The 20955-nt window shown below is 32.7% G+C and carries 22 protein-coding genes; 9 read left to right on the top strand and 13 right to left on the bottom strand.

What is annotated here, in order from left to right; genetic code table 11:
• Positions 1–10 precede the first annotated feature (10 nt).
• The gene (locus ACRHNM_RS03295) at positions 11–640 is read right to left on the bottom strand and encodes a LysE family translocator (RefSeq protein ID WP_431133634.1); all 630 of its coding nucleotides are present in this window, start codon (positions 638–640) and stop codon (positions 11–13) included.
• A gap of 3 nt (positions 641–643) precedes the next feature.
• A complete protein-coding gene (gene trmB, locus ACRHNM_RS03290) occupies positions 644–1318 on the bottom strand; it encodes a tRNA (guanosine(46)-N7)-methyltransferase TrmB (protein ID WP_431133632.1) in 675 nt (224 codons plus the stop codon).
• Between the two features lie 109 nt (positions 1319–1427).
• Here trmB and ACRHNM_RS03285 point away from each other — a divergent pair, with 109 nt between their 5' ends.
• Entirely contained in the window at positions 1428–2495 is a 1068-nt protein-coding gene (locus ACRHNM_RS03285) for a glycosyltransferase (RefSeq protein ID WP_431133630.1), read from the top strand.
• Here the strand turns inward: ACRHNM_RS03285 and ACRHNM_RS03280 are convergent.
• Both ACRHNM_RS03280 and ACRHNM_RS03275 read right to left on the bottom strand, forming a co-directional pair.
• On the bottom strand, positions 2469–3512 hold the full coding sequence (locus ACRHNM_RS03280) for a sensor histidine kinase (RefSeq protein WP_431133628.1): 1044 nt from the start codon (positions 3510–3512) through the stop codon (positions 2469–2471). The two genes, ACRHNM_RS03285 and ACRHNM_RS03280, sit on opposite strands and share 27 nt — an antisense overlap.
• Positions 3512–4195 (bottom strand): response regulator transcription factor, encoded by a 684-nt coding sequence (locus ACRHNM_RS03275; RefSeq protein ID WP_431133626.1) that lies wholly within the window; start codon positions 4193–4195, stop codon positions 3512–3514. Before ACRHNM_RS03275 ends, ACRHNM_RS03280 begins: the two co-directional genes overlap by 1 nt.
• 226 nt (positions 4196–4421) lie before the next feature.
• On the opposite strand from ACRHNM_RS03275, the gene ACRHNM_RS03270 reads away from it, so the two are divergent.
• From ACRHNM_RS03270 to ACRHNM_RS03260, 3 genes are all read left to right on the top strand, one after another.
• Positions 4422–4766: a T9SS type A sorting domain-containing protein gene (locus ACRHNM_RS03270; protein WP_431133624.1), complete on the top strand. Its 345-nt coding sequence runs from the start codon at positions 4422–4424 to the stop codon at positions 4764–4766.
• A gap of 119 nt (positions 4767–4885) precedes the next feature.
• Positions 4886–6985 (top strand): T9SS type A sorting domain-containing protein, encoded by a 2100-nt coding sequence (locus tag ACRHNM_RS03265; RefSeq protein WP_431133622.1) that lies wholly within the window; start codon positions 4886–4888, stop codon positions 6983–6985.
• A gap of 74 nt (positions 6986–7059) precedes the next feature.
• The gene (locus ACRHNM_RS03260) at positions 7060–8040 is read left to right on the top strand and encodes an acyl transferase (RefSeq protein ID WP_431134017.1); all 981 of its coding nucleotides are present in this window, start codon (positions 7060–7062) and stop codon (positions 8038–8040) included.
• 187 nt (positions 8041–8227) lie between these two features.
• Here the strand turns inward: ACRHNM_RS03260 and tyrS are convergent, their stop codons facing one another.
• A complete protein-coding gene (tyrS, locus tag ACRHNM_RS03255; RefSeq protein WP_431133620.1) occupies positions 8228–9523 on the bottom strand; it encodes a tyrosine--tRNA ligase in 1296 nt (431 codons plus the stop codon).
• Positions 9524–9593: 70 nt separating this feature from the next.
• On the opposite strand from tyrS, the gene ACRHNM_RS03250 reads away from it, so the two are divergent.
• Positions 9594–10616 carry an NAD-dependent epimerase/dehydratase family protein gene (locus tag ACRHNM_RS03250; RefSeq protein ID WP_431133618.1) on the top strand — a complete coding sequence of 341 codons (1023 nt, stop codon included), beginning with the start codon at positions 9594–9596 and terminating at the stop codon, positions 10614–10616.
• Here ACRHNM_RS03250 and ACRHNM_RS03245 read toward each other — a convergent pair.
• From ACRHNM_RS03245 to ACRHNM_RS03235, 3 genes are read right to left on the bottom strand one after another with little or no spacing between them, the layout of a single operon-like run.
• Complete coding sequence (locus tag ACRHNM_RS03245; RefSeq protein WP_431133616.1) at positions 10613–11068, bottom strand: DUF4296 domain-containing protein; 456 nt, start codon at positions 11066–11068, stop codon at positions 10613–10615. The genes ACRHNM_RS03250 and ACRHNM_RS03245 overlap by 4 nt on opposite strands.
• Positions 11065–12411 (bottom strand): dihydroorotase, encoded by a 1347-nt coding sequence (locus ACRHNM_RS03240; RefSeq protein ID WP_431133614.1) that lies wholly within the window; start codon positions 12409–12411, stop codon positions 11065–11067. Before ACRHNM_RS03240 ends, ACRHNM_RS03245 begins: the two co-directional genes overlap by 4 nt.
• Before the next feature lie 29 nt (positions 12412–12440).
• Positions 12441–13169, bottom strand: coding sequence for a polyprenol monophosphomannose synthase (locus ACRHNM_RS03235; protein ID WP_431133612.1), 729 nt, complete (start codon positions 13167–13169; stop codon positions 12441–12443).
• Between the two features lie 169 nt (positions 13170–13338).
• Between ACRHNM_RS03235 and ACRHNM_RS03230 the strand changes: the two genes are divergently transcribed.
• Entirely contained in the window at positions 13339–13992 is a 654-nt protein-coding gene (locus ACRHNM_RS03230; RefSeq protein WP_431133610.1) for a DUF4271 domain-containing protein, read from the top strand.
• A 15-nt stretch (positions 13993–14007) separates the two neighbouring features.
• Positions 14008–14760, top strand: a complete 753-nt coding sequence (locus ACRHNM_RS03225) for a uroporphyrinogen-III synthase (protein WP_431133608.1) — start codon at positions 14008–14010, stop codon at positions 14758–14760.
• Positions 14761–14834: 74 nt separating this feature from the next.
• Here the strand turns inward: ACRHNM_RS03225 and pckA are convergent, their stop codons facing one another.
• On the bottom strand, positions 14835–16451 hold the full coding sequence (gene pckA, locus ACRHNM_RS03220; RefSeq protein ID WP_431133606.1) for a phosphoenolpyruvate carboxykinase (ATP): 1617 nt from the start codon (positions 16449–16451) through the stop codon (positions 14835–14837).
• A 60-nt stretch (positions 16452–16511) separates the two neighbouring features.
• Entirely contained in the window at positions 16512–16907 is a 396-nt protein-coding gene (locus ACRHNM_RS03215; protein ID WP_431133604.1) for a DUF423 domain-containing protein, read from the bottom strand.
• Positions 16908–16984: 77 nt separating this feature from the next.
• Here ACRHNM_RS03215 and ACRHNM_RS03210 point away from each other — a divergent pair, with 77 nt between their 5' ends.
• Both ACRHNM_RS03210 and ACRHNM_RS03205 read left to right on the top strand, forming a co-directional pair.
• Entirely contained in the window at positions 16985–18349 is a 1365-nt protein-coding gene (locus tag ACRHNM_RS03210) for a saccharopine dehydrogenase family protein (protein WP_431133602.1), read from the top strand.
• A 29-nt stretch (positions 18350–18378) separates the two neighbouring features.
• Positions 18379–18849, top strand: a complete 471-nt coding sequence (locus ACRHNM_RS03205; protein WP_431133600.1) for an Lrp/AsnC ligand binding domain-containing protein — start codon at positions 18379–18381, stop codon at positions 18847–18849.
• Positions 18850–18897: 48 nt separating this feature from the next.
• Here the strand turns inward: ACRHNM_RS03205 and ACRHNM_RS03200 are convergent, their stop codons facing one another.
• From ACRHNM_RS03200 to ACRHNM_RS03190, 3 genes are all read right to left on the bottom strand, one after another.
• Positions 18898–19602 (bottom strand): Bax inhibitor-1/YccA family protein, encoded by a 705-nt coding sequence (locus ACRHNM_RS03200; RefSeq protein WP_431133598.1) that lies wholly within the window; start codon positions 19600–19602, stop codon positions 18898–18900.
• A gap of 87 nt (positions 19603–19689) precedes the next feature.
• Positions 19690–20397 carry a zinc metallopeptidase gene (locus tag ACRHNM_RS03195; protein ID WP_431133596.1) on the bottom strand — a complete coding sequence of 236 codons (708 nt, stop codon included), beginning with the start codon at positions 20395–20397 and terminating at the stop codon, positions 19690–19692.
• A gap of 194 nt (positions 20398–20591) precedes the next feature.
• Positions 20592–20954: a hypothetical protein gene (locus tag ACRHNM_RS03190; protein WP_431133594.1), complete on the bottom strand. Its 363-nt coding sequence runs from the start codon at positions 20952–20954 to the stop codon at positions 20592–20594.
• Between the last annotated feature and the right edge of the window lies 1 nt (position 20955).

The following is a 20955-nucleotide window of genomic DNA, read 5'->3' as shown; positions in this document are numbered from 1 at the left end:
AGGCGTCATCTTATAAATCCATTAAAATATTTATCAGTGTTACTATGGCAACAATTGCGGTAATGATGCCAATACTTTTGTTCATGTTCTTTTGAGAGGTAAACTTTTTATCTTTTATTTTATCAAAAAAGAAGATATAAACATATAACATCACAAAAGTTCCAGTTGCTGCGCCAGAGCAATAGGTTAGTATACTCATAGGATCAAATGCAAACCAACCAAATCCAGCTATAGTAATTGTCATATAGGCTTGATAAGGAATCGGAAATACATTAATTGCAGATAAGAATACACCTTGAAAAAAACGACTTTGCTTGCTTTTACTATCGGGTTCAATATTTGGTTTTGGAGATGACTTTGCTATAAACAAAAAATAGATGGTTATCAATACAAAAATCACGAAAGCTACTTGTCTTAAAATTTCAACTGTATGAGGATGATTACTCAAATAACGAGCAAACATTGCGGCAATATATGTCTGCAAAAACACAATCAAACACACTCCTATTGAAAACACAATACCTCTACTGTAACCTTCTTTTAAGCTGATTTTTGCAACAGTCATGTTTAATAATCCAGGAGGAATAACGCCAATTAATGCAATAAGCAATCCCAGAAAAAAAATGACTGTTATATTCAAAATCTACTTTATTTTAAACCTAATATACGTAATTGGTTTGTTATGTTCTAAATATTGCGACTCATAAAAGGTTTGAATGCTTGTAACCTCCTCCGGACTTCCTTCTTGTTTATATACATCGTGATTAGCATAAAGCACTTCATGACCTTCACCATGTAAGAGGCCAAGGGTATAACCATGCATGAATTCGCTGTCTGTTTTTAAGTTCACAATGCCATCAGGTTTTAAAATGGTTTTGTAGCGTTTTAAAAACTGAGAATTCGTCATTCTATGTTTGGTGCGTTTATATTTTATTTGTGGATCTGGAAAGGTTATCCAAATTTCATCGACTTCATTTTCATCAAAGGCAAAGTCAACGAGTTCTATTTGAGTTCTTAAAAACCCAACGTTTGGGATACTTTCTTCAAGAGCTGTTTTTGCACCTCTCCAAAATCGAGCACCTTTAATATCGATACCAATAAAATTCTTTTCAGGATATTTTTTTGCTAACGCAACTGAATATTCACCTTTACCACATCCTAATTCTAAAACTAAAGGGTTTGAATTCTTAAAAAAGTTAGCTTTCCAGTTTCCTTTAAATTTAAAATTATCGGTCACCAATTCATCACGTGATGGCTGAACGACATTCGCAAACGTTTCATTTTCCTTAAACCGTTTTAATTTATTCTTACTTCCCACAATTAATTTAATATTTTGGCAAAATTAAGGAAACATATTAGTATTATCTTTGTTTTTGTGTATCGTATTTAAAATAGAATACTACGAAGCACCTAAACAGATATATCTAGTGCGAGATCAACTCAAGAACCGAATATTAGTGGCACCATTGAATTGGGGTTTAGGTCATGCTACCAGATGTATTCCCTTAATAAATGCATTACTTGCAAATAAATTTGAACCTATAATTGCAAGTGATGGTATTGCATTAGCATTATTACAAAAAGAATTCCCTGAACTTGAAACCGTTGAGCTCCCTTCATATAACATAACTTATGCAAAAAACGGACAGTTCTTCAAGCTTAAAATGCTTCAAAATTCTCCAAAACTAATTAAGGCTATAAAAGCTGAAAAAAAAGCAATCAAAACCATCGTTGACACTTATAGAATTGATGGGATTCTTTCAGACAACAGACTTGGTGTTTATAGCAAACATATTCCTTGTGTATTTATGACACACCAACTAAAGGTTTTAAGTGGAAATACAACTTGGTTGAGCACCAAAATGCATCAAAAAATAATTAAGCGTTTTGATGAATGCTGGGTTCCTGACACCATGGGCGAAGACAATTTAAGTGGAGAACTGAGTCATATAGATTCTTTAGGGATTCCTATAAAATATATAGGTTCTCTAAGTCGCTTTAAAAAATCTAAAAGCCAATTAAAATATGATCTTTTGGTGTTGCTTTCTGGTCCAGAACCACAACGAACACTATTACAAAATTTACTTTTAAAAGAACTTATTGCATTTAAAGGAAAACTGTTATTTGTAAAGGGAGTTGTTGAAGGTGAATCAAAAGCATCTGTAAATGATCATATAACTTGCTATAACTTTATGACAAGTGAAGCTTTAGAACAAGCCATAAATGAGAGCAAAATTGTCTTATCCAGATCAGGATATACTACTGTAATGGATTTAGCTAAACTTGAAAAAAAGGCATTTTTTATTCCAACTCCAGGTCAGTTTGAACAAGAATATATTGCTAAACGATTAACTAAACTTGGACTTGTGCCTAGTTGTACACAAGATGAATTCAAAGTTGAAATGCTTAAGACTGTCGAAGATTTTAGCGGATTAAAATCGACAGACTACACTACAAATTATAAAAGATTATTCAACCTTTTCGAGAGTAAATGAGAATTCGCTTCCAACACCTAAATCGCTTTCTACATAAATTTTTTCATCATGAGCTTCAATAATGTGTTTCACAATTGAAAGCCCTAAACCTGAGCCTCCTTCTTTACGAGAACCACTTTTATCAACTCTAAAAAATCGTTCAAAAAGTCTTGTTAGGTTTTCTTTTGAAATCCCTTCACCATTATCAGTAACCCTAACGATTACTTTGTTCTTTATGAGGTTTTCTATACTAACTTCTGTTGTGCCTTTTTCTCTTCCGTACTTTATAGAATTAACGATAAGGTTCGTTAAAACTTGTTGAATTCGTTCTTTATCTGCAGACACCATAATTGGTGAATTATAATCCATGTCAAACGTTAGTGTGATTTTCTTTTTGGCTGCTTTCATTTCTAACAAATCAAAGACACTTTCTACCAGTTCAACAATATCAAATACTTCAATATTTAATCTCAAATCACCTACTTCTAGTTTGGTAATCATGTCTAAATCTTTAACGATATAGATTAGGCGCTCTAAACCTTTACTGGCTCTGTTTAAATATTTTTCGCTTACTCTTTTGTCATTCATTGCACCATCAAGCAAGGTTAGCAAATAACCTTGTACAGTAAATAATGGTGTTTTGAGTTCGTGTGACACATTACCTAAAAACTCTTTTCGATATTCTTCTCTAACTTTTAAAGTTTCTATTTCTAATTTTTTATCACGAGCATATTTATCGATTTCTTCTGTAAGTGTAGCCATATCTGTTGTTATAGGCTGTTTACGTAACGTCGTAGACTCTAAAAGTGTTAAATCGTCATAAATTTTCTTAACACGTCTGTAGATAAATCGCTCTACTCTATATTGAATGACTACAAAAGAAATTAGAAATGTAAAGAGAGCAAAAGACAACAGATAGAAAAAATCAATTGAATGCAATACATACAAAAAAACACTCGACAAGAGCGTTAAAAACACAGTAATATACAAGGATGTTTTAAAAGCAAACTTGTATGTTTTTTTTATTTTGTTTTGCATTAGTCTACAAACTTATACCCAACGCCTTTAACAGTTTTAAAACTTTTATCTCCGATTTTTTCTCGAAGTTTTCGTATGTGTACATCTATTGTTCGTCCACCAACCACAACTTCATTTCCCCAAACCTTATCAAGAATTTCTTCACGTTTAAAGACCTTACCTGGTTTTGTTGCTAACAAAGATAACAATTCGAATTCTTTTCTGGGTAAAATGATTTCTTCGCCTTTAAGAGATATTTTGTATTCTTCTCTATTGATGATCAAGTTTCCTATTTTGAGGATACTTTCAGAAGAATCTTCTTCTTTTAATCGTCTTAAAAGTGCTTTTACTTTGCTTACTAAAACTTTAGGTTTTATTGGTTTTGTTATGTAGTCATCTGCTCCAGCGTCAAAACCAGCCATTTGAGAATAATCTTCACCTCTTGCAGTTAAAAATGTAATAACAGTATCACTCAAGTCTGGTATTTTTCTAATTTGCTCACAAGCTTCGATACCATCCATTTCTGGCATCATAACATCTAAAATAATTAAATGAGGTTTTTCTTTTTTAGCAGCTTTTACTCCTTTGAAACCATTTTCGGCTGTAATAACTTGATAACCTTCAGCAGATAAATTATAACCAACTATTTCCAAAATATCAGGCTCATCATCAACCAATAAAATTTTAATATCTCTTTTTTTCATAATTAAACTATTCCCTTAAAGTTAAAGGTTTATTATTTAGATTTTAAAAATCCTATGTAAAGATAGGATTAATAACAAAACGTTATAAACTACATTTCATTAATAACGTTAAATTAACCTTGTAATACGTCTTACGTAACATTTGTTGAGACATATCTAGTTTAACAATTTTTTGGTATAGAATTTGGTAAATTATAATTAAATTCAAATTAAAAATAGATTTGTGATGAAAAATTACCTGTTTGTGTTTATGGTTTTTAGTATGTTGAGCATACCTGCTTTAGGCTTTTCTCAATTAACAGATGCTCCTAAAATGACATCCGAAAACCCATCAAATACTATTGAAGGCTTATCGGTATTTCCTAATCCTGTGAGCAATGGCAAACTGTACATCTCCACTAAGTACAATTTACCTAAAACTATTGAAATTTATGATGTTTTAGGGAAACAGGTTATTGCTACTTTAATTTTGGGAGAATCCCTCAACATTTCCAGATTATCTCCTGGCATATACATTCTAAAAATAAAAGAGAATGAACTATCTGCAACTAGAAAATTGGTAGTAAGGTAATTACATATCAATATTACCATATTGTAAAATAGCACTTTATCACTTTATTAATTAGTGAAAATCCTTAATTCTTGTTATATTTGTTTCGCAATTTTATTATCAATCTAATTATATAAATTATGAAAAAAATTTACTTTTTATTAGTAGCTGTTCTAGTTACTAATTTGTCTTTTGGACAAAATCTTATAATAACTGGTGCTTATGATGGGCCTTTAACTGGTGGAACACCTAAAGGGGTTGAACTATATGTAGTTAATGATATTCCAGATTTGAGTATTTACGCACTTGGTAGTGCAAATAATGGTCAAGGAACAGATGGAGAAGAATTTACTTTTCCAGCTGATGCAGCTACAGCTGGTGATTTCATTTATGTGGCAACAGAAGCTACTGGTTTTACTGACTTTTTTGGTTTTGCACCAAATTACACAGATGGCTCTATGGCAATTAATGGAGATGATGCTGTTGAATTATTTCAAAATGGAACTGTAGTAGATATCTTTGGTGATATAGACGTTGATGGTAATGGTACTGCATGGGAATATCTTGATGGATGGGCATATCGTGTAGATGGCACTGGACCTGATGGAACTACTTTTGATGAAACTAATTGGACTTATGGTGGTGTTGATTCTTTAGAAGGAGGAGGAACTAATGCAACTGCTGGTGTACCTTTTCCAATCGGAACATACTCTCCAATGGTAAATACAGACCCTACTGTAAACATTACTTTTCCTTTTAATGGAGATTCATTCGATACAGGAACGACTTCTGTAGATGTTGAGTGGACGGTAGCTAATGCGCCTGGTGCGACTGTAAATATTACTGTTATTACTAATGGTGGAACTCCTGTAACGACCAATGGTGTTACAAGTCCGTTTACAATTTCACCTACTGCAGATGGTGACACTTACGATGTTTCTTTAGACTTAGTTGATGGTGGTGTTTTAGATTCTGATGCTGTTAATTTCAGTATTGCTTACCCATGTGATTTACAGGTAGGAACCATTACGACAACATGTGATGCCATTACACCTGCAACAACTGATACGTATAATGTAACTATTGATTATACAGGTGGTGCTACTACTCAATATACTATTGACACAGGTGGTGTTGGTGTTGTTGGTGGTGATGATCCAACGAATGTTGCAGATGGTACAATTTTAATAACAGGAATAACTGAAGGAACTGACTTTACTGTAATTTTTACTGGTAACCCAGTAGACAGTAGTTGTGATTTTACAAGAAATATCAGTAGTCCTGATTGTGATCCATCTTTACCGCTTCCTTTATATGAAGGTTTTGATTATACTGTAGGTTCTGAACTAAGAAATACTCCAAATTGGGCAAACATCTCTGATAGTAGTGATGAAGTATTAGTTGGTGGTCCTGGAGGATTAACGTATCCAAACTTTGCAGATACAAACCAAACTGGAAACCATATAACTTTTGATGGAACTGGTAGTGATCCTGCAATCGAATTTACTCCAGTAACAACTGGTAGTACATTATACACCTCTTTTTTAATGAATGTAACAGATAATAGCTTAGCAAATTCTGCTGGTTATTTTGTTGTATTGGGTAACTTTGATGCGAGACTATGGTTTGTTCCTGTTGCTCCTCCTTCTGCTCAAGGTGGTGCTGGTCAATATCAAATTGGGGTTTCTAACTCAAGTTCTGTTCCTACAGCTGGTGCTCTTGATTCAACAATACTTACTACTGGGTCAATCGTTTTAATTGTTATGAGTTACGATACAACTTCTGGAGTTATAAATGCATGGGTTAACCCAAGTGATGCAACATTTGGTGGAAGTGCACCTGCAGCTAATGCAACTGATACAGATGCTTCTCCTCAAACAAGTTTAAATCAATTTGCTATCAGACAAGATTCAACAGGAGAAACTCCTTTTGTATTGTTTGATGAGCTACGTATTGGTACGTCTTGGGCTGATGTAACACCTACCACTTTATCTGATGATGAGTTTACAACGACTACTTTTAAAGTATATCCTAATCCAACATCTTTAGGTTATGTAAATATCGTAAGTGCTAACAATTCAGCTATTTCGGTTACTGTTTTTGACGTTCTAGGAAAACAAGTTCTTAATCAGACTTTAAACAATAATCGTTTAAATGTATCTCCTCTTAACTCTGGAGTTTACATTATGAAAGTAACACAAAATAATACTTCGGTTACTAAAAAATTAATCATTAAGTAATCACTTATTTTTTATATTCTATTTAAAAGCGTTGTCAATTGGCAACGCTTTTTCTTTTGCCTACTTTTGCAATGATGATAAATACTCAGGATATTTTTTCAATCTCTTCGGAAGACACGTTCAATACCATAGCTCTGGAGGTCTTTCAATTTCAATTTGAAAACAACCCTGTATACCGTTCGTTTTGTGATTTGTTATACAGGCATCCTAGTGATGTAAAACGAATTGAGGACATTCCATTTTTACCCATTCAGTTTTTCAAAAGTCATAAGGTCTTGAGTTCTAGTGATGCAATTGAAGCTACATTTTCAAGTAGTGGCACAACAGGAAGTGTAACCAGTAAACATTGTGTGACTGATTTAAATATTTATAAAGAAAGTTTCAGAATGGGATTTCAAAAGTTTTACGGAAACATTGAAGACTATGTGATTTTAGCATTGCTACCAAGTTATTTAGAGCGCCAAGGCTCTTCTTTGATTTATATGGTAAATGATATGATTACACAATCTAAACATTCTGAAAGTGGTTTTTATTTAGATACGATTTTAGAATTAAAAGAGCAGCTTATTGCTTTAGATTCAAGTGGGAAAAAAGTGTTGCTTATAGGTGTTTCATTTGCTTTATTAGATTTGGTTGAACAGTTCCAATTTCAACTTAAAAATACCATTGTAATGGAAACGGGTGGTATGAAAGGTCGAAGAAAAGAATTGGTTAGAGCCGAATTACACGATATCTTAAAACAAGGTTTTGGCGTATCGGCAATTCATAGTGAATATGGCATGACCGAATTATTAAGTCAGGCCTATTCTAAAGGCCATGGTGTTTTTGAATGCCCAAAATGGATGCGAATGCTCACTCGAGATCCAGAAGATGCATTTACCATTCAATCACCAGGAAAAACAGGTGGTATTAATGTGATTGATTTGGCAAATATAAACTCATGTTCTTTTATTGCAACTCAAGATTTAGGTCGAATTGGAGCAGATGGCTCTTTTGAAATCATTGGTCGTTTTGATTCTAGTGATATCAGAGGTTGCAATTTAATGGTCCTTTAACACTTTTTTATCAGTTATTGCAGAAAGGTTTTCAACCTATTTACGACTTATTTAGCGAAGCTATGATTTTGGAATAGTTAAGAGTTCTATGAAAAAGAGAGATTAGCTTCAAATAGTTGGTTGGTTAATGTGAAACGCCTCATCAAATGATGAGGCGTTTTTCTATTAAAAGAGTTTTATTTCTAATTTAATCAACTTTTATGATATATGTATTCTTCTTTCCTTTATTAAGAATGATGTACTTATCGTTTATCAAATCATTTTCAGATAATTGATAATCCTCTGTTACCTTTTCTTTATTAACAGAAACTGCATTTTCCTTTAATGCGCGACGTGCTTCACTGTTAGATGCTAAGAAATTTGTTTTAGCAGCTAAAGCTCCAATCATATCTAAACCAGATACCAAATCTGCCTTTGGTAGTTCAGCTTGAGGCACACCTTCAAACACATCTAAGAAGGTCTTTTCATCTAAGGTTTTAATATCTGCTTTAAAGCTTTTACTAAATAAAATATTAGAGGCTTTTTCAGCATTTTCAAAATCAGATTTTGAATGTACCATTGTGGTTATTTCTTCAGCCAATCGCTTTTGTAATCCTCTCTGGTGAGGCGCTTCTTGGTGTTCTGCAACAATAGTTTTTATCTCATTTTCAGTTAAAAACGTGAAGATTTTGATATATTTTTCAGCATCTTCATCACTAGAGTTTAACCAATATTGATAGAATTTATATGGTGAGGTTCTGTTCGCATCTAACCAAACGTTTCCGCCTTCAGATTTACCAAATTTTGAACCATCACTTTTAGTAATTAACGGACACGTAATCGCAAAACCTTTTCCTTGAGCAATTCGACGAATCAATTCAGTACCTGTGGTAATATTTCCCCATTGATCACTTCCTCCCATTTGAATCGTACAATTATTTGCTTTGTATAAATGCAAAAAATCATAGCCTTGAACCAACTGGTACGTGAATTCTGTGAAGGACATTCCGTCTGTAGATTCTGAAGAAATTCTATTCTTTACAGAATCTTTAGCCATCATATAATTGACTGTAATGTGTTTACCAACATCACGAATAAATTCCAAAAATGAAAATTCTTTCATCCAGTCGTAATTATTAACTAAGACCGCAGAATTAGGCACATCACTTTCAAAATCTAAAAAATGAGCCAATTGTTTTTTAATCGCTTCCTGATTATGACGCAGTGTTTTTTCATCAAGCAAGTTACGTTCACTAGATTTCCCAGAAGGATCACCAATCATTCCCGTTGCACCACCAACCAATGCAAATGGTTTATGGCCACATCGCTGATAATGTGCCAATAGCATAATTGGAACTAAATTACCTATATGTAAAGAGTCTGCAGTTGGGTCAAAACCAACGTAAGCAGAACGCATGGTTTCCATTAAATGATCTTCTGCTCCAGGCATTGTATCATGTATCATTCCTCTCCATTGTAACTCTTCAACAAAATTCTTTAACATAACAAGTGTATTTCAAATATTGCGCAAAGATAGATGTATAGTACAAAAGAAAAAAGACTAATTTTACAAAATGATTTTAGTTACAGGAGGTACAGGCTTAGTAGGTTCGCATTTATTGTACAAACTTGTTAGTGAAAACAAACAAGTTAGAGCAATTTACAGAAGACCTCATACCATAAATCGTGTAAAGCACGTTTTCTCTTATTACAACGAAAACCATAAAGCGCTCTACGATAACATTGAGTGGATTAAAGCTGATTTAAATGATATTCCTGCTTTGGAGAAAGCTTTTAAAGGTATTACATATGTCTATCATTGTGCTGCATTTGTAAGTTTTGAACCTAACAAATACTATCAACTCAGAAACGTCAATATTGAAGGAACAGCCAATATTGTCAATCTTTCTATATCACATCATATAAAAAAGCTTTGCTACGTAAGTTCGGTTGCTGCTATTGGTCGTGAAGCAAACCCAAATCAATTAATTACGGAACAAACCGAATGGAATCCTGAAGAGGATAATAGTGTTTATGCTATCACTAAATATGGAGCAGAAATGGAACTTTGGAGAGGCACTCAAGAAGGCGTACCTGCTGTAATTGTAAATCCAGGAATTATTTTGGGTCCAGGTTTTTGGAAAGGTGGTAGTAGCGGAAATCTGTTTAGGTTAATTCATAAAGGCTTAAAGTATTATACTACTGGCACTTCTGGATATGTTGATGTTTGGGATGTTTGTGACATCATGTTTAAATTAATGCAAAGTGATATTAGCAATGAACGCTTTATTGTTATTTCTGAAAATCTGTCATTTGAAGAATTTCAGCAAAAAACAGCTCGAGCATTACATGTAAAACCCGCAAATAAAGAAGCTAACTGGTTGATTTTAGAAATGGGTTGGCGATTGGATTGGATACTGTGTAAGTTATTTGGCAAACGAAGAAAACTCTCAAAACAGTTGGCTAAAACTGTTAGGACTAAAACAATTTACGACAATTCAAAAATTAAAAATGCTTTACAAATGGAGTTTAATGCCATTGATTATTCTATAGATAAGGTTTCAGAGTTTTATTTGAAAGACACAAAACAAAATTAGTTCTCTACAGGCGTTATTAATTTCTTTTTAGGCTTTTCATACTTTAGAGTATCTCCTATGTTTTTTATAGAATCCAGTCTTTTCTGTCGTCGTTCTTCCTCAAGATCGAGTTCTTTTTGATAGATGTCTTTCTTCGCTTTTATTTTTGCTTCGACGTTTTTAATCATTTCTTCGTACTCATCAATATCGTAAGCATAATATTCATTGCTCTTAACAAACTGAAGGCTGTCTATTCCGTGTTTTTGAAAAATAAAAACCTCTGGAGTAACGTTGTTTTTCTCTAATACTCTCTTTTCTGTTCCTTTTGCAGCATTGAATACATACACATCAAAAAGAATATCAACCATCTTGTTTTTTGAAATTAAATCATCAGGTTTTTCAGGTTTTTCTAATTGATTACAAGCAAAGCATAATGCTAAAAACAATAAGAGAAGACTTACGCGTTTTATCATCTGTTAAAAGTTAGTCGTTTTCCAGCTTTAACATCAATAACTTTAAAATTATGGTATGCTAAAATTCCATTTACAAACGTGTGAGTTATTCTAGATTTAAATGTAGTGCCTTCAAAAGGAGACCATCCACATTTGTATAAAATATTATCTTTATTTACAGACCAAGGGTTATTGATATCGATAACCACTAAATCTGCAAAATATCCAGGTTTAATATAACCTCGTTTTTCAACTTCAAATAAAATTGAAGGATTATGGCACATTTTTTCAGCAATTTTCTCTAATGATATTTTTCCTTTGTGGTACATTTCAATCATGGCAACAAAAGCATGCTGAACTAAAGGTCCTCCCGAAGGAGCTTTGGTATAAACAGCACTCTTTTCTTCTAGAGTATGAGGTGCGTGATCGGTTGCAACGACATCTATTCGTCCGTCTAAAAGTGCTTTCCAGAGTTGATCTCTATCTTTAACTGTTTTAACAGCTGGATTCCATTTAATAAGAGTGCCTTTTTTATCATAATCTTCATCACTAAACCATAAATGATGAATACAAACCTCAGCAGTAATTTTCTTATCCTTTAAAGGAATTTTATTTGAAAACAAACTGGTTTCCTTTCCAGTGGATAAATGGAAAACATGTAATCGTGCTCCTGTTTTTTTGGCTAATTCAATAGCTTTTGAAGACGAAATATAGCAAGCTTCTTCACTTCTAATAATGGGATGTTTACTAATAGGAATATCCTCTCCATAGTGGTCAATGTGTTCTTGGAGATTTTTTCTTATTGTTGTTTCATCTTCACAATGTACAGAAATAACCATTTTGGTATTGCTGAAAATGTTTTCTAAGACTTTAGGATTGTCAACCAGCATATTTCCAGTAGATGAGCCTAAAAAGAGTTTGAGTCCTGCCACTGATTTTGGATCGACCTTTAAAATTTCATCTAAATTGTCGTTTGTACCTCCAAACATAAATGAGTAATTAGCATACGACGTTTTTGAGGCAATTTCAAACTTATCTTCTAAAGCTCTAACTGTTGTGGTTTGCGGATTGGTATTTGGCATCTCAATAAAAGATGTTATACCACCTGCAATTGCAGCTCTAGACTCTGTTTCTATGGTTGCTTTGTGTGTCAAACCTGGTTCTCTAAAATGAACCTGATCATCAATAGCTCCAGGAAATACGTAGTTGCCTTCTACATCTATAATATTTACATCTGCAGATTTTGCACTTATAGAATCTGAAACTTCTTTAATAATATCACCTTCAATTAAAATATCACCTTCTGTAATTTTACCTTCATTTACAATTTTGGCGTTTTTAATGAGTGTTGTTTTTGTTTTCATTTAAATAAATTTGTCAACTTTTAACTAGTTTAATGAGTATTAAATATACTTTTTAGCTTCATGTTTATAACTCCAAAAATAGCTTCAGAAATAATGCCTCCACTCATTTTTGATTTCCCTTTTGCTCTGTCTGTAAAAATAACAGGAACTTCTATAATTTTAAACTTTTTTAAATGGGCTTTAAACTTCATTTCAATTTGAAAGGCATAACCAACAAACTTGATTTGATCTAAATTAATCGTTTCTAAAACGTTTCGTTTGTAACACACAAAACCTGCAGTGGTATCATGAATTTTCATTCTTGTAATGAATTGCACATATTTTGATGCAAAATAAGACAATAAGAGCCGTTTCATATCCCAGTTTACAACATTCACATTGTTGTTAATATATCTCGAACCTATTGACATGTCTGCTCCTTTGATAGCACATGCATTATACAGTCTAATAAGATCGTTTGGGTCGTGAGAAAAATCAGCATCCATTTCAAAAATGTATTCATAATGCTGTTTTAAACACCATTTAAAGCCAGCAATATATGCCGAACCTAATCCCGTTTTTTCTTTTCGTGATACTAAAAAAAGCTGGTCTTTATATTCGGTTTGTAATTCCTTAACTTTCAGTCCGGTTAAATCTGGTGAATTATCATCAACGACCAAGATATCGAATGCTTTGTCTTTAGAAAACACGGCTCTGATGATAGCTTCTATGTTCTCTATCTCATTATAGGTTGGTATAATGACAATTGCATCTCTCATTAATTTAAGCTTGTCGTAACTTTTTTTATAATCAACTATCGCAAAAGTAAGTTTTTAAACGATTAATTAAACAGTAAAAAATCATAAACAATGTTAATCTTAATAAAACTCTAAAAAGTATTAAAATATAAAGTGATACCACTTCGAAATTTCTTTATAATTTTACCGTATGCTTAGAGAAGTTATATCTAATGATTGGTTTACGGTTTTTCTGGTATTGGGATTGGCCTTTATTACCTTATGTAAATTTTTATTTACACCCAGGTTTAAAGATTTTATATCTGTAATAGGTAATTCTAAATATTTGAAAATTTATGCCAGAGATCAAAAATTTATTGATGGTTTTGATGCGTTGCTATTTCTTAACCTCATTATTTCGGTATCCATCTTTTCATATATAGTTTATGTATCGTTAGTACATCCCTCTGAATTTAATCTCACGCAGTTTTTTAAATTGATTTTTGGTATTGGTGTCCTTTTTTTAATAAAAGTACTTTTAGAACGCTTGATAGGAAGTGTTTTCGATATAGATTCGCTTATCGATTCTTATCTATTTCAAAAAACAACTTATAAAAATTTTACAGGCTTTTTATTACTACCTATCAATTGCTTATTAATTTATACGATATCTCCAACAAAACCAATAATATACGCTTGTATTGGCTTCATTGTTTTAATCAATCTACTCGGATTTATTAGCTCATTTAAAAATTATCAAAAGTTGTTATTAAACAATATATTCTATTTTATTTTGTATCTTTGCGCTCTTGAAATTGGACCCTATCTAATTTTATATAAGTTAATTAAAGATTTTAACGCTTAAAACACTTTAATGGATATGACGAAAGTGAAAACGATTTTAGTATCTCAACCAGAGCCTAAAATAGAAAATTCTCCCTACTTTGACCTTCAAGAAAAGCAAAAAGTAAAAATAGATTTCAGACCATTTATTCATGTTGAAGGAGTAGAAGCGAAAGATGTAAGACAACAAAAAGTTGATCTTTCAAAGTACACTGCTATCATACTTACCAGCAGAAATTCAGTAGACCATTTTTTTAGAGTTGCTGAAGAAATGCGATTTAAGGTGCCTGATACAATGAAATATTTTTGTCAATCTGAAGCTGTTGCCTTTTACCTGCAAAAGTATGTTGTATACAGAAAACGAAAAATCTATGTTGGTAAACGCACTTTTGCAGATTTATCTCCTTTAATTAAAAAGTACAAAGACGAAAGTTTCTTATTACCAACCACAGATAAACTAAAACCTGAAGTTCCTGAAATTTTAGATGGCTTAGGTGTTAAGTGGAAACAAGCAACATTTTATAAAACTGTAATTAGTGATTTATCAGATTTAGCAAATGTGTACTATGATATTTTAGTGTTTTTTAGCCCTTCAGGAATTGAATCACTCTTTCATAACTTTCCAGAGTTCAAACAAAATGAAACTCGTATCGCTGTTTTTGGAAACACAACTATTAAAGCTGTCGAATCTCATGGATTAAGAGTTGATATAGCAGCTCCAACACCAGAAACACCTTCTATGACAATGGCATTAGAGAAATATATCATAAAAACGAATAAAGGAAAATAATTTTACCTTACCGATTCTAATAAAAAAAGCGATTTCTAATAGAAATCGCTTTTTTGTTTAACACTTATATTAAATTAAAACGTATAGCGCTGAGGGCCACCTCGTCTTATTTCTTCACTAGCATTGTCTTCAAACTTTTTGAAGTTTTCACGAAATGCATTAGCTAACTTAAATGCGGTTTTATAATATGTCTCATCATCATTCCAAGTTGTTCTCGGACTTAAAACTTCTTTAGGAACTCCAGGGCAAGATCTAGGTTGAGCAACACCAAAAACAGAATGGATATGGTAACCGTCGTAAGTATAACTACCTAAATCACCATTAAGTACTGCACTTATCATAGCACGAGTGTATTTCAATTTCATTCGTGTACCTACTCCGTAAGGACCACCAGTCCAACCTGTATTAACTAACCAAACATTCACACCAGCTTCTTTCATTTTAGCACTTAACATATCAGCATATTCTGTTGGATGTAATGGCATAAAAGGTGCTCCAAAACAAGCAGAAAAACTAGGTACAGGTTCAACCACTCCAGCTTCGGTTCCTGCAACCTTTGCAGTATAACCAGAAATAAAATGATAAGCCGCCTGACTTGGTGTTAATTTTGAGATTGGAGGCAATACGCCAAAAGCATCAGCTGTTAAAAAGAAAATGTTTTTTGGATTTTTACCAATAGAAGGCACTCTAATATTTTCAATATGATAAATAGGATAACTTACACGTGTATTTTGTGTAATTGATGTATCTGCAAAATCAACATCTCCTTTATCATCAATGATTACATTTTCTAAAATGGCTCCTTTCTTTATCGCATCAAAAATTTCTGGTTCTTGCTCCTGTGATAAATTAATAACTTTAGCGTAGCAACCACCTTCAAAATTAAACACTGTGTTTTCATTAGTCCAACCATGTTCATCATCTCCTATTAAACTTCTGTCTGGATCTGTAGATAATGTTGTTTTTCCAGTACCTGATAGTCCAAAAAAGATAGCTGTATCTCCATCTTTTCCAACATTGGCACTACAATGCATTGGTAAGGTGTTTTTAAAAACAGGAAGAATAAAATTTAATGCAGAAAAAATTCCTTTTTTAATTTCTCCTGTATAACCCGTTCCTCCTATCAATGCAATTTTCTTCGAGAAATTTAAAATCGCAAAATTGTGTTGTCTAGTGCCATCAATGTCTGCATCAGCCATAAATCCTGGTGCATTGATAACTGTCCACTCAGGAGAAAATCCTTTCAATTCTTCTTCTGTAGGTCTTAAAAACATATTATATGCAAACATATTGCTCCATGGATACTCATTAATAACACGAATATTCAGTTTGTAATTAGGATCTGCACATGCATAACAATCTCTTACAAAAACTTCTTTTTCTGAAAGGTAATTCACCACCTTATCATAAAGCTTATCAAAAGCACTTGGTTCAAAGGGTATATTAATATTTCCCCACCAAACCTTATCTTTGGTTATATCATCTTTTACAATAAATCGATCTTGAGGAGATCTACCGGTAAATTCTCCTGTGTTGACAGCAAGAGCTCCTGTAGACACTTCAACACCTTGACCTTTTTCTATTGTAATGTCATGTAGTTCGTTAGCAGATAATTGATATCTAATTTTAGCATTTTTGATACCATAATTATCTAACTCAATCGTTTTCGTTGTTTGTGTATGGTTTACCATAATTTGTTTATGTTGTTTAGACTGCAAAATTAAACAATATTTTAAAGTACCACCTTTAATTTATGAATTATCAGTAGTGATTTTTAAAAAGTTTATCAACAATACCAACCAGGCTATTATTAATAATAATCCTCCTACAGGAGTAATAAATCCAATACTTTTAAAATCAAATGAAGTTAAAGCATTTGTTGCAAGACCGTAAATAGAACCCGAAAAGAAAACTAAACCTATAATTACCAAATAAAAAATTGTACGTTTAGCTTTTTCTGTCAATCCCTTTAAACCACCAATGATAAATAAATAAAAAGCATGATACATTTGATATCGCACACCTGTTTCAAATGTGTTTATAGATTCTGCAGTTATTAAAGATTTTAAGCCATGAGCGGCAAAAGCTCCCAATACAATTGCAAGCATACCCAAAATAGTTGCTGTAATAAAAATAATCCTGTTCATATAATTGAAATTTTGGTTTTAATAACCCTTAGTATTTAGTAAATTCGTCCTTACAAAATTAGTTAACAAAAACAATTATGCGAAAGATTTTAGTTATTGGTGCTGGAAAATCAGCTTCATTCCTTATAAAATATTTATTAAACAAATCTACTGAAGAAAACCTACACATTATTGTAGGAGATATCAACATTCAAAATGCAAGACAACTTATTGATAATCATGAAAATGGCCAAGCCATAAACCTTGACATCTTTAGTAGTCATTCCAGACAAGACGCTATTGAAAATGCTGACATTGTCGTATCCATGCTTCCTGCTCGTTATCATATTGAAGTTGCAAGAGATTGTATTAGTTATGGAAAACATATGGTTACAGCTTCTTATGTAAGTAAGGAAATGGAAGAACTCGATAAAGCTGCAAAAAACAAAGGTCTTGTTTTTATGAATGAAGTTGGTGTAGATCCTGGAATTGACCACATGAGCGCTATGAAAGTTATTGATCAAATAAGATCTAAAGGTGGAAAAATGATTCTCTTTGAATCGTTTACTGGTGGACTTGTGGCTCCCGAAAGTGATACTAATTTATGGAATTATAAATTTACTTGGAATCCGAGAAATGTTGTTTTAGCTGGTCAAGGAAGTGCTGCGAAATTTTTACAAGAAGGAACTTATAAATACATCCCTTACAACCGTTTATTCAGGAGAACAGAGTTTTTAGAAATTGATGGCTACGGTCGTTTTGAAGCTTATGCCAATAGAGATTCATTAAAATACCAAGATGCATATGGTTTAGAAAATGTAAAAACCTTATATCGTGGAACGATGCGTCGTGTAGGTTTTAGTCGCGCCTGGAATATTTTTGTACAATTAGGAATGACAGCAGATGATTATACCATTGAAGATAGCGAAAACATGAGCTATCGTGATTTTATAAATGCGTTTTTACCTTATAGTCCTACAGATTCCGTAGAACTTAAATTTAGACATGCTTTAAAAATTGATCAAGACGATATTGTTTGGGACAAACTTGAAGAATTAGACCTGTTTAGCAAGACCAAAATGGTAGAGCTAAAAGAAGCAACACCTGCACAAATACTTCAAAAGATTTTAATGGATAGCTGGACATTACAAGATGATGATAAAGATATGATTGTGATGTATCATAAATTTGGTTACCAGCTTAACGATAAAAAGTATCAAATAGACTCAACTATGGTAGCAAAAGGTGATGACAGAACTTATACAGCCATGTCAAAAACCGTAGGCTTACCAGTTGCAATTGCGACTATGGCCATTTTAAATGAAAAAATCACAACTCCTGGAGTACAGATTCCCATTCATAAAGAAGTTTATGAGCCAATTTTAACTGAATTAGAAGACTTTGATATTAAATTTACTGAAAAGGAAGTTCCTTATTTAGGCTACAACCCATTGAATGTGTAATTAAGCATTCTTGACAAACAAGCAACCTGATGAAAACCGTTAACCATAACATACAAATTGATGGTATTGATAAAAAAATTCTAAGAGCTTTAATGGCTGATGCCAGAACTCCTATTTTAGAAATTGCACGTCAAGTAGGTATTTCGGGAGCTGCTATTCATCAACGGTTACGGAAATTAGAAAAGTCAAAACTCATTTCAGGATCTAAATTTGTCATCAATCCTAAGGTTTTAGGCTACACAACTATGGCCTTTATTGGTGTATTTTTAGATAAAGCAGTAAGTAATCCTGAAGCTGTTAAGCAATTACAAAAAATTCCAGAAGTTTTAGAGTGTCATTATACTACAGGCAATTGGAGTATTTTTCTGAAAGTTTTGTGTCAAGACAATGAACATTTGATGCATGTTTTAAACAATAATATTCAATCAATAACTGGTGTATCACGAACGGAAACTTTTATTTCTTTAGATCAGCAGATTGATCGACAAATTAAAATTTAATAAAAAAAGCATCCACAGTGGATGCTTTTTTTTAATTATAAATCCAAATTAATCTCTGGAGAGAAAAATACTTAACACATACCAAAATAATAACATTAAAGATGCAAATAAACCTAATGCAGCAGGTATGTAATCTTCTGTAGTGTATTTATTTACCAGATTAGATGTTTGATATAATATTGAGCCTCCAGCTAATAAGCACATGGCAACCGAAAACCACAATCCAAGATTAAATCCAAAAAGGGTTCCTGCAATAATTAAGCCTATGGCGATAAAGAATCCTATGGTTAATCCTGTTTTTAAAAATGAAAAATCTTTCTTAGTTAAAAACACGACTGCAGATAGTCCTGTAAATAAAGCTAACGTTACAATGGCTGCCTGATTTAATAATTCGGGACCAGAATCCATATAAAAAGCCGCAATATAAATAAGAGGTACGAAGATAAAAGCTTCAGCTAATATGTAGAGTCCGTAAGCTAAATACTGCGTATTCCTATTAGGCGATTTCATTGCCATTCGTTCAGCATAATTCGTTGCAAGCATAAATCCTCCAAGCATAATTAACCAACGATATCCTTCTGTCATCGACAATGCAAAGTCAACTATGGTTTCACTTTGTAATAATAAGTATTCAAAGACAATAAAAAGCAGGACACCTCCAGCAACGTGACCATATGTTTTTTTGTAAAAAGCAACGCGATCTACATCAGATAACTCATTTAATAAAACACGTTCTTGAATTTGATTTTCCATAAGTATGTTTGTTTAGAATTTGAAATGTAAGAAAAAAAGTCGGACAGTTAACTTATCCGACTTTATTAATTCCTTAAAAAAAGGGTCTTAATCTCTTCCTCCAAACACCTGAAGTGCCCAATACAATAATGAAGCTAATGCTCCAATTGCAGCAACCAAATAAGTTCTTGCTGCCCATTTTAGTGCATCTTCTGAGCCTTTATATTCTTCAGGAGTCACCATGTTTTTTGTTTTTAACCAAGCTAATGCTCTATTACTTGCATCGTATTCTACTGGTAAGGTTATAAAACTAAACAAAGTTGCAAATGCCATAAAAACCAATCCAGCAACTGCAACCCAATATCCTAAACCAACACCAGCAGCAGCTCCAAGAACTAAACCACCAATAACCAACCATTGCGACATTCCAGAAGTGACACTTACAATTGGCACTAAAGCAGAACGCATCCCTAAAGCACTGTATGCCTGAGCATGTTGAACCGCATGACCAACTTCATGAGCTGCAACTGCTGCTGCTGCTGCATTTCTCTGATTGTATACAGGTTCGCTAAGGTTGACTGTTTTATTTTTTGGATTATAATGATCTGTCAATTGACCTGACACTGAAATCACCTCAACATCTCCAATACCATTATCTGCTAACATTTTTTCAGCAATTTCTTTTCCGCTCATCCCATTTCGTAATTGTACTTTAGAATACTGAGCAAACTTTCGTTTTAATTGACTACTTACTAACCAGCTAACCAATGTTATGGCACCAATTAAGATCCAGTAACCCATTCCTATTCCTCCCATAATTTTTATTTTTAATTGTTAGAACTAAGATAGCAAAAAGCAAGCCAATTTTAATGTAGGAAATTTTGTCAGTTTTATCGTTCTCGCGACCACTCTTCGTTCATTGAATCATTTGAATTGAAGCCATATAAAATTACGCTCATCACTTTAAGTGAAGCAGAACACAGAAACAACATGTATCTAAAACAATATGATCATTCTATGGCTAAAGCAACTTTGAATACTTTACCGTTTTCAAAAACAATAAGCAATTGTTCTCGTTTAGATTCAAAAAAACTTGGTGCTTGCCCTAATCTGTAAAGAAAAACATCTTTTTCTTTTGAAACACTGGAATTCGGTTCCCCTAACATAAAAATAACCTCATCTTTAGTTTTACCAATTAGCATTTGAGATTCTATAACATCATCAACCATTTGATGGCGTTTAGAAGGTGAACTTATCCATACATTTTTATCAAAACGTTCTTCAAACAGATAAATTAAAGAGGTACTTAAAACAAAAGCTATAAAGAAAAACAGTCCGATTTTATCATTTCTTTTTAGCCTAGATATCCACATA

This window comes from Psychroserpens mesophilus (assembly GCF_050617655.1).
GTDB lineage: Bacteria > Bacteroidota > Bacteroidia > Flavobacteriales > Flavobacteriaceae > Psychroserpens > Psychroserpens mesophilus_A.
The sequence above is the reverse complement of the archived record's forward strand: the minus strand, read 5'-3'. Positions and strand labels throughout refer to the sequence as shown.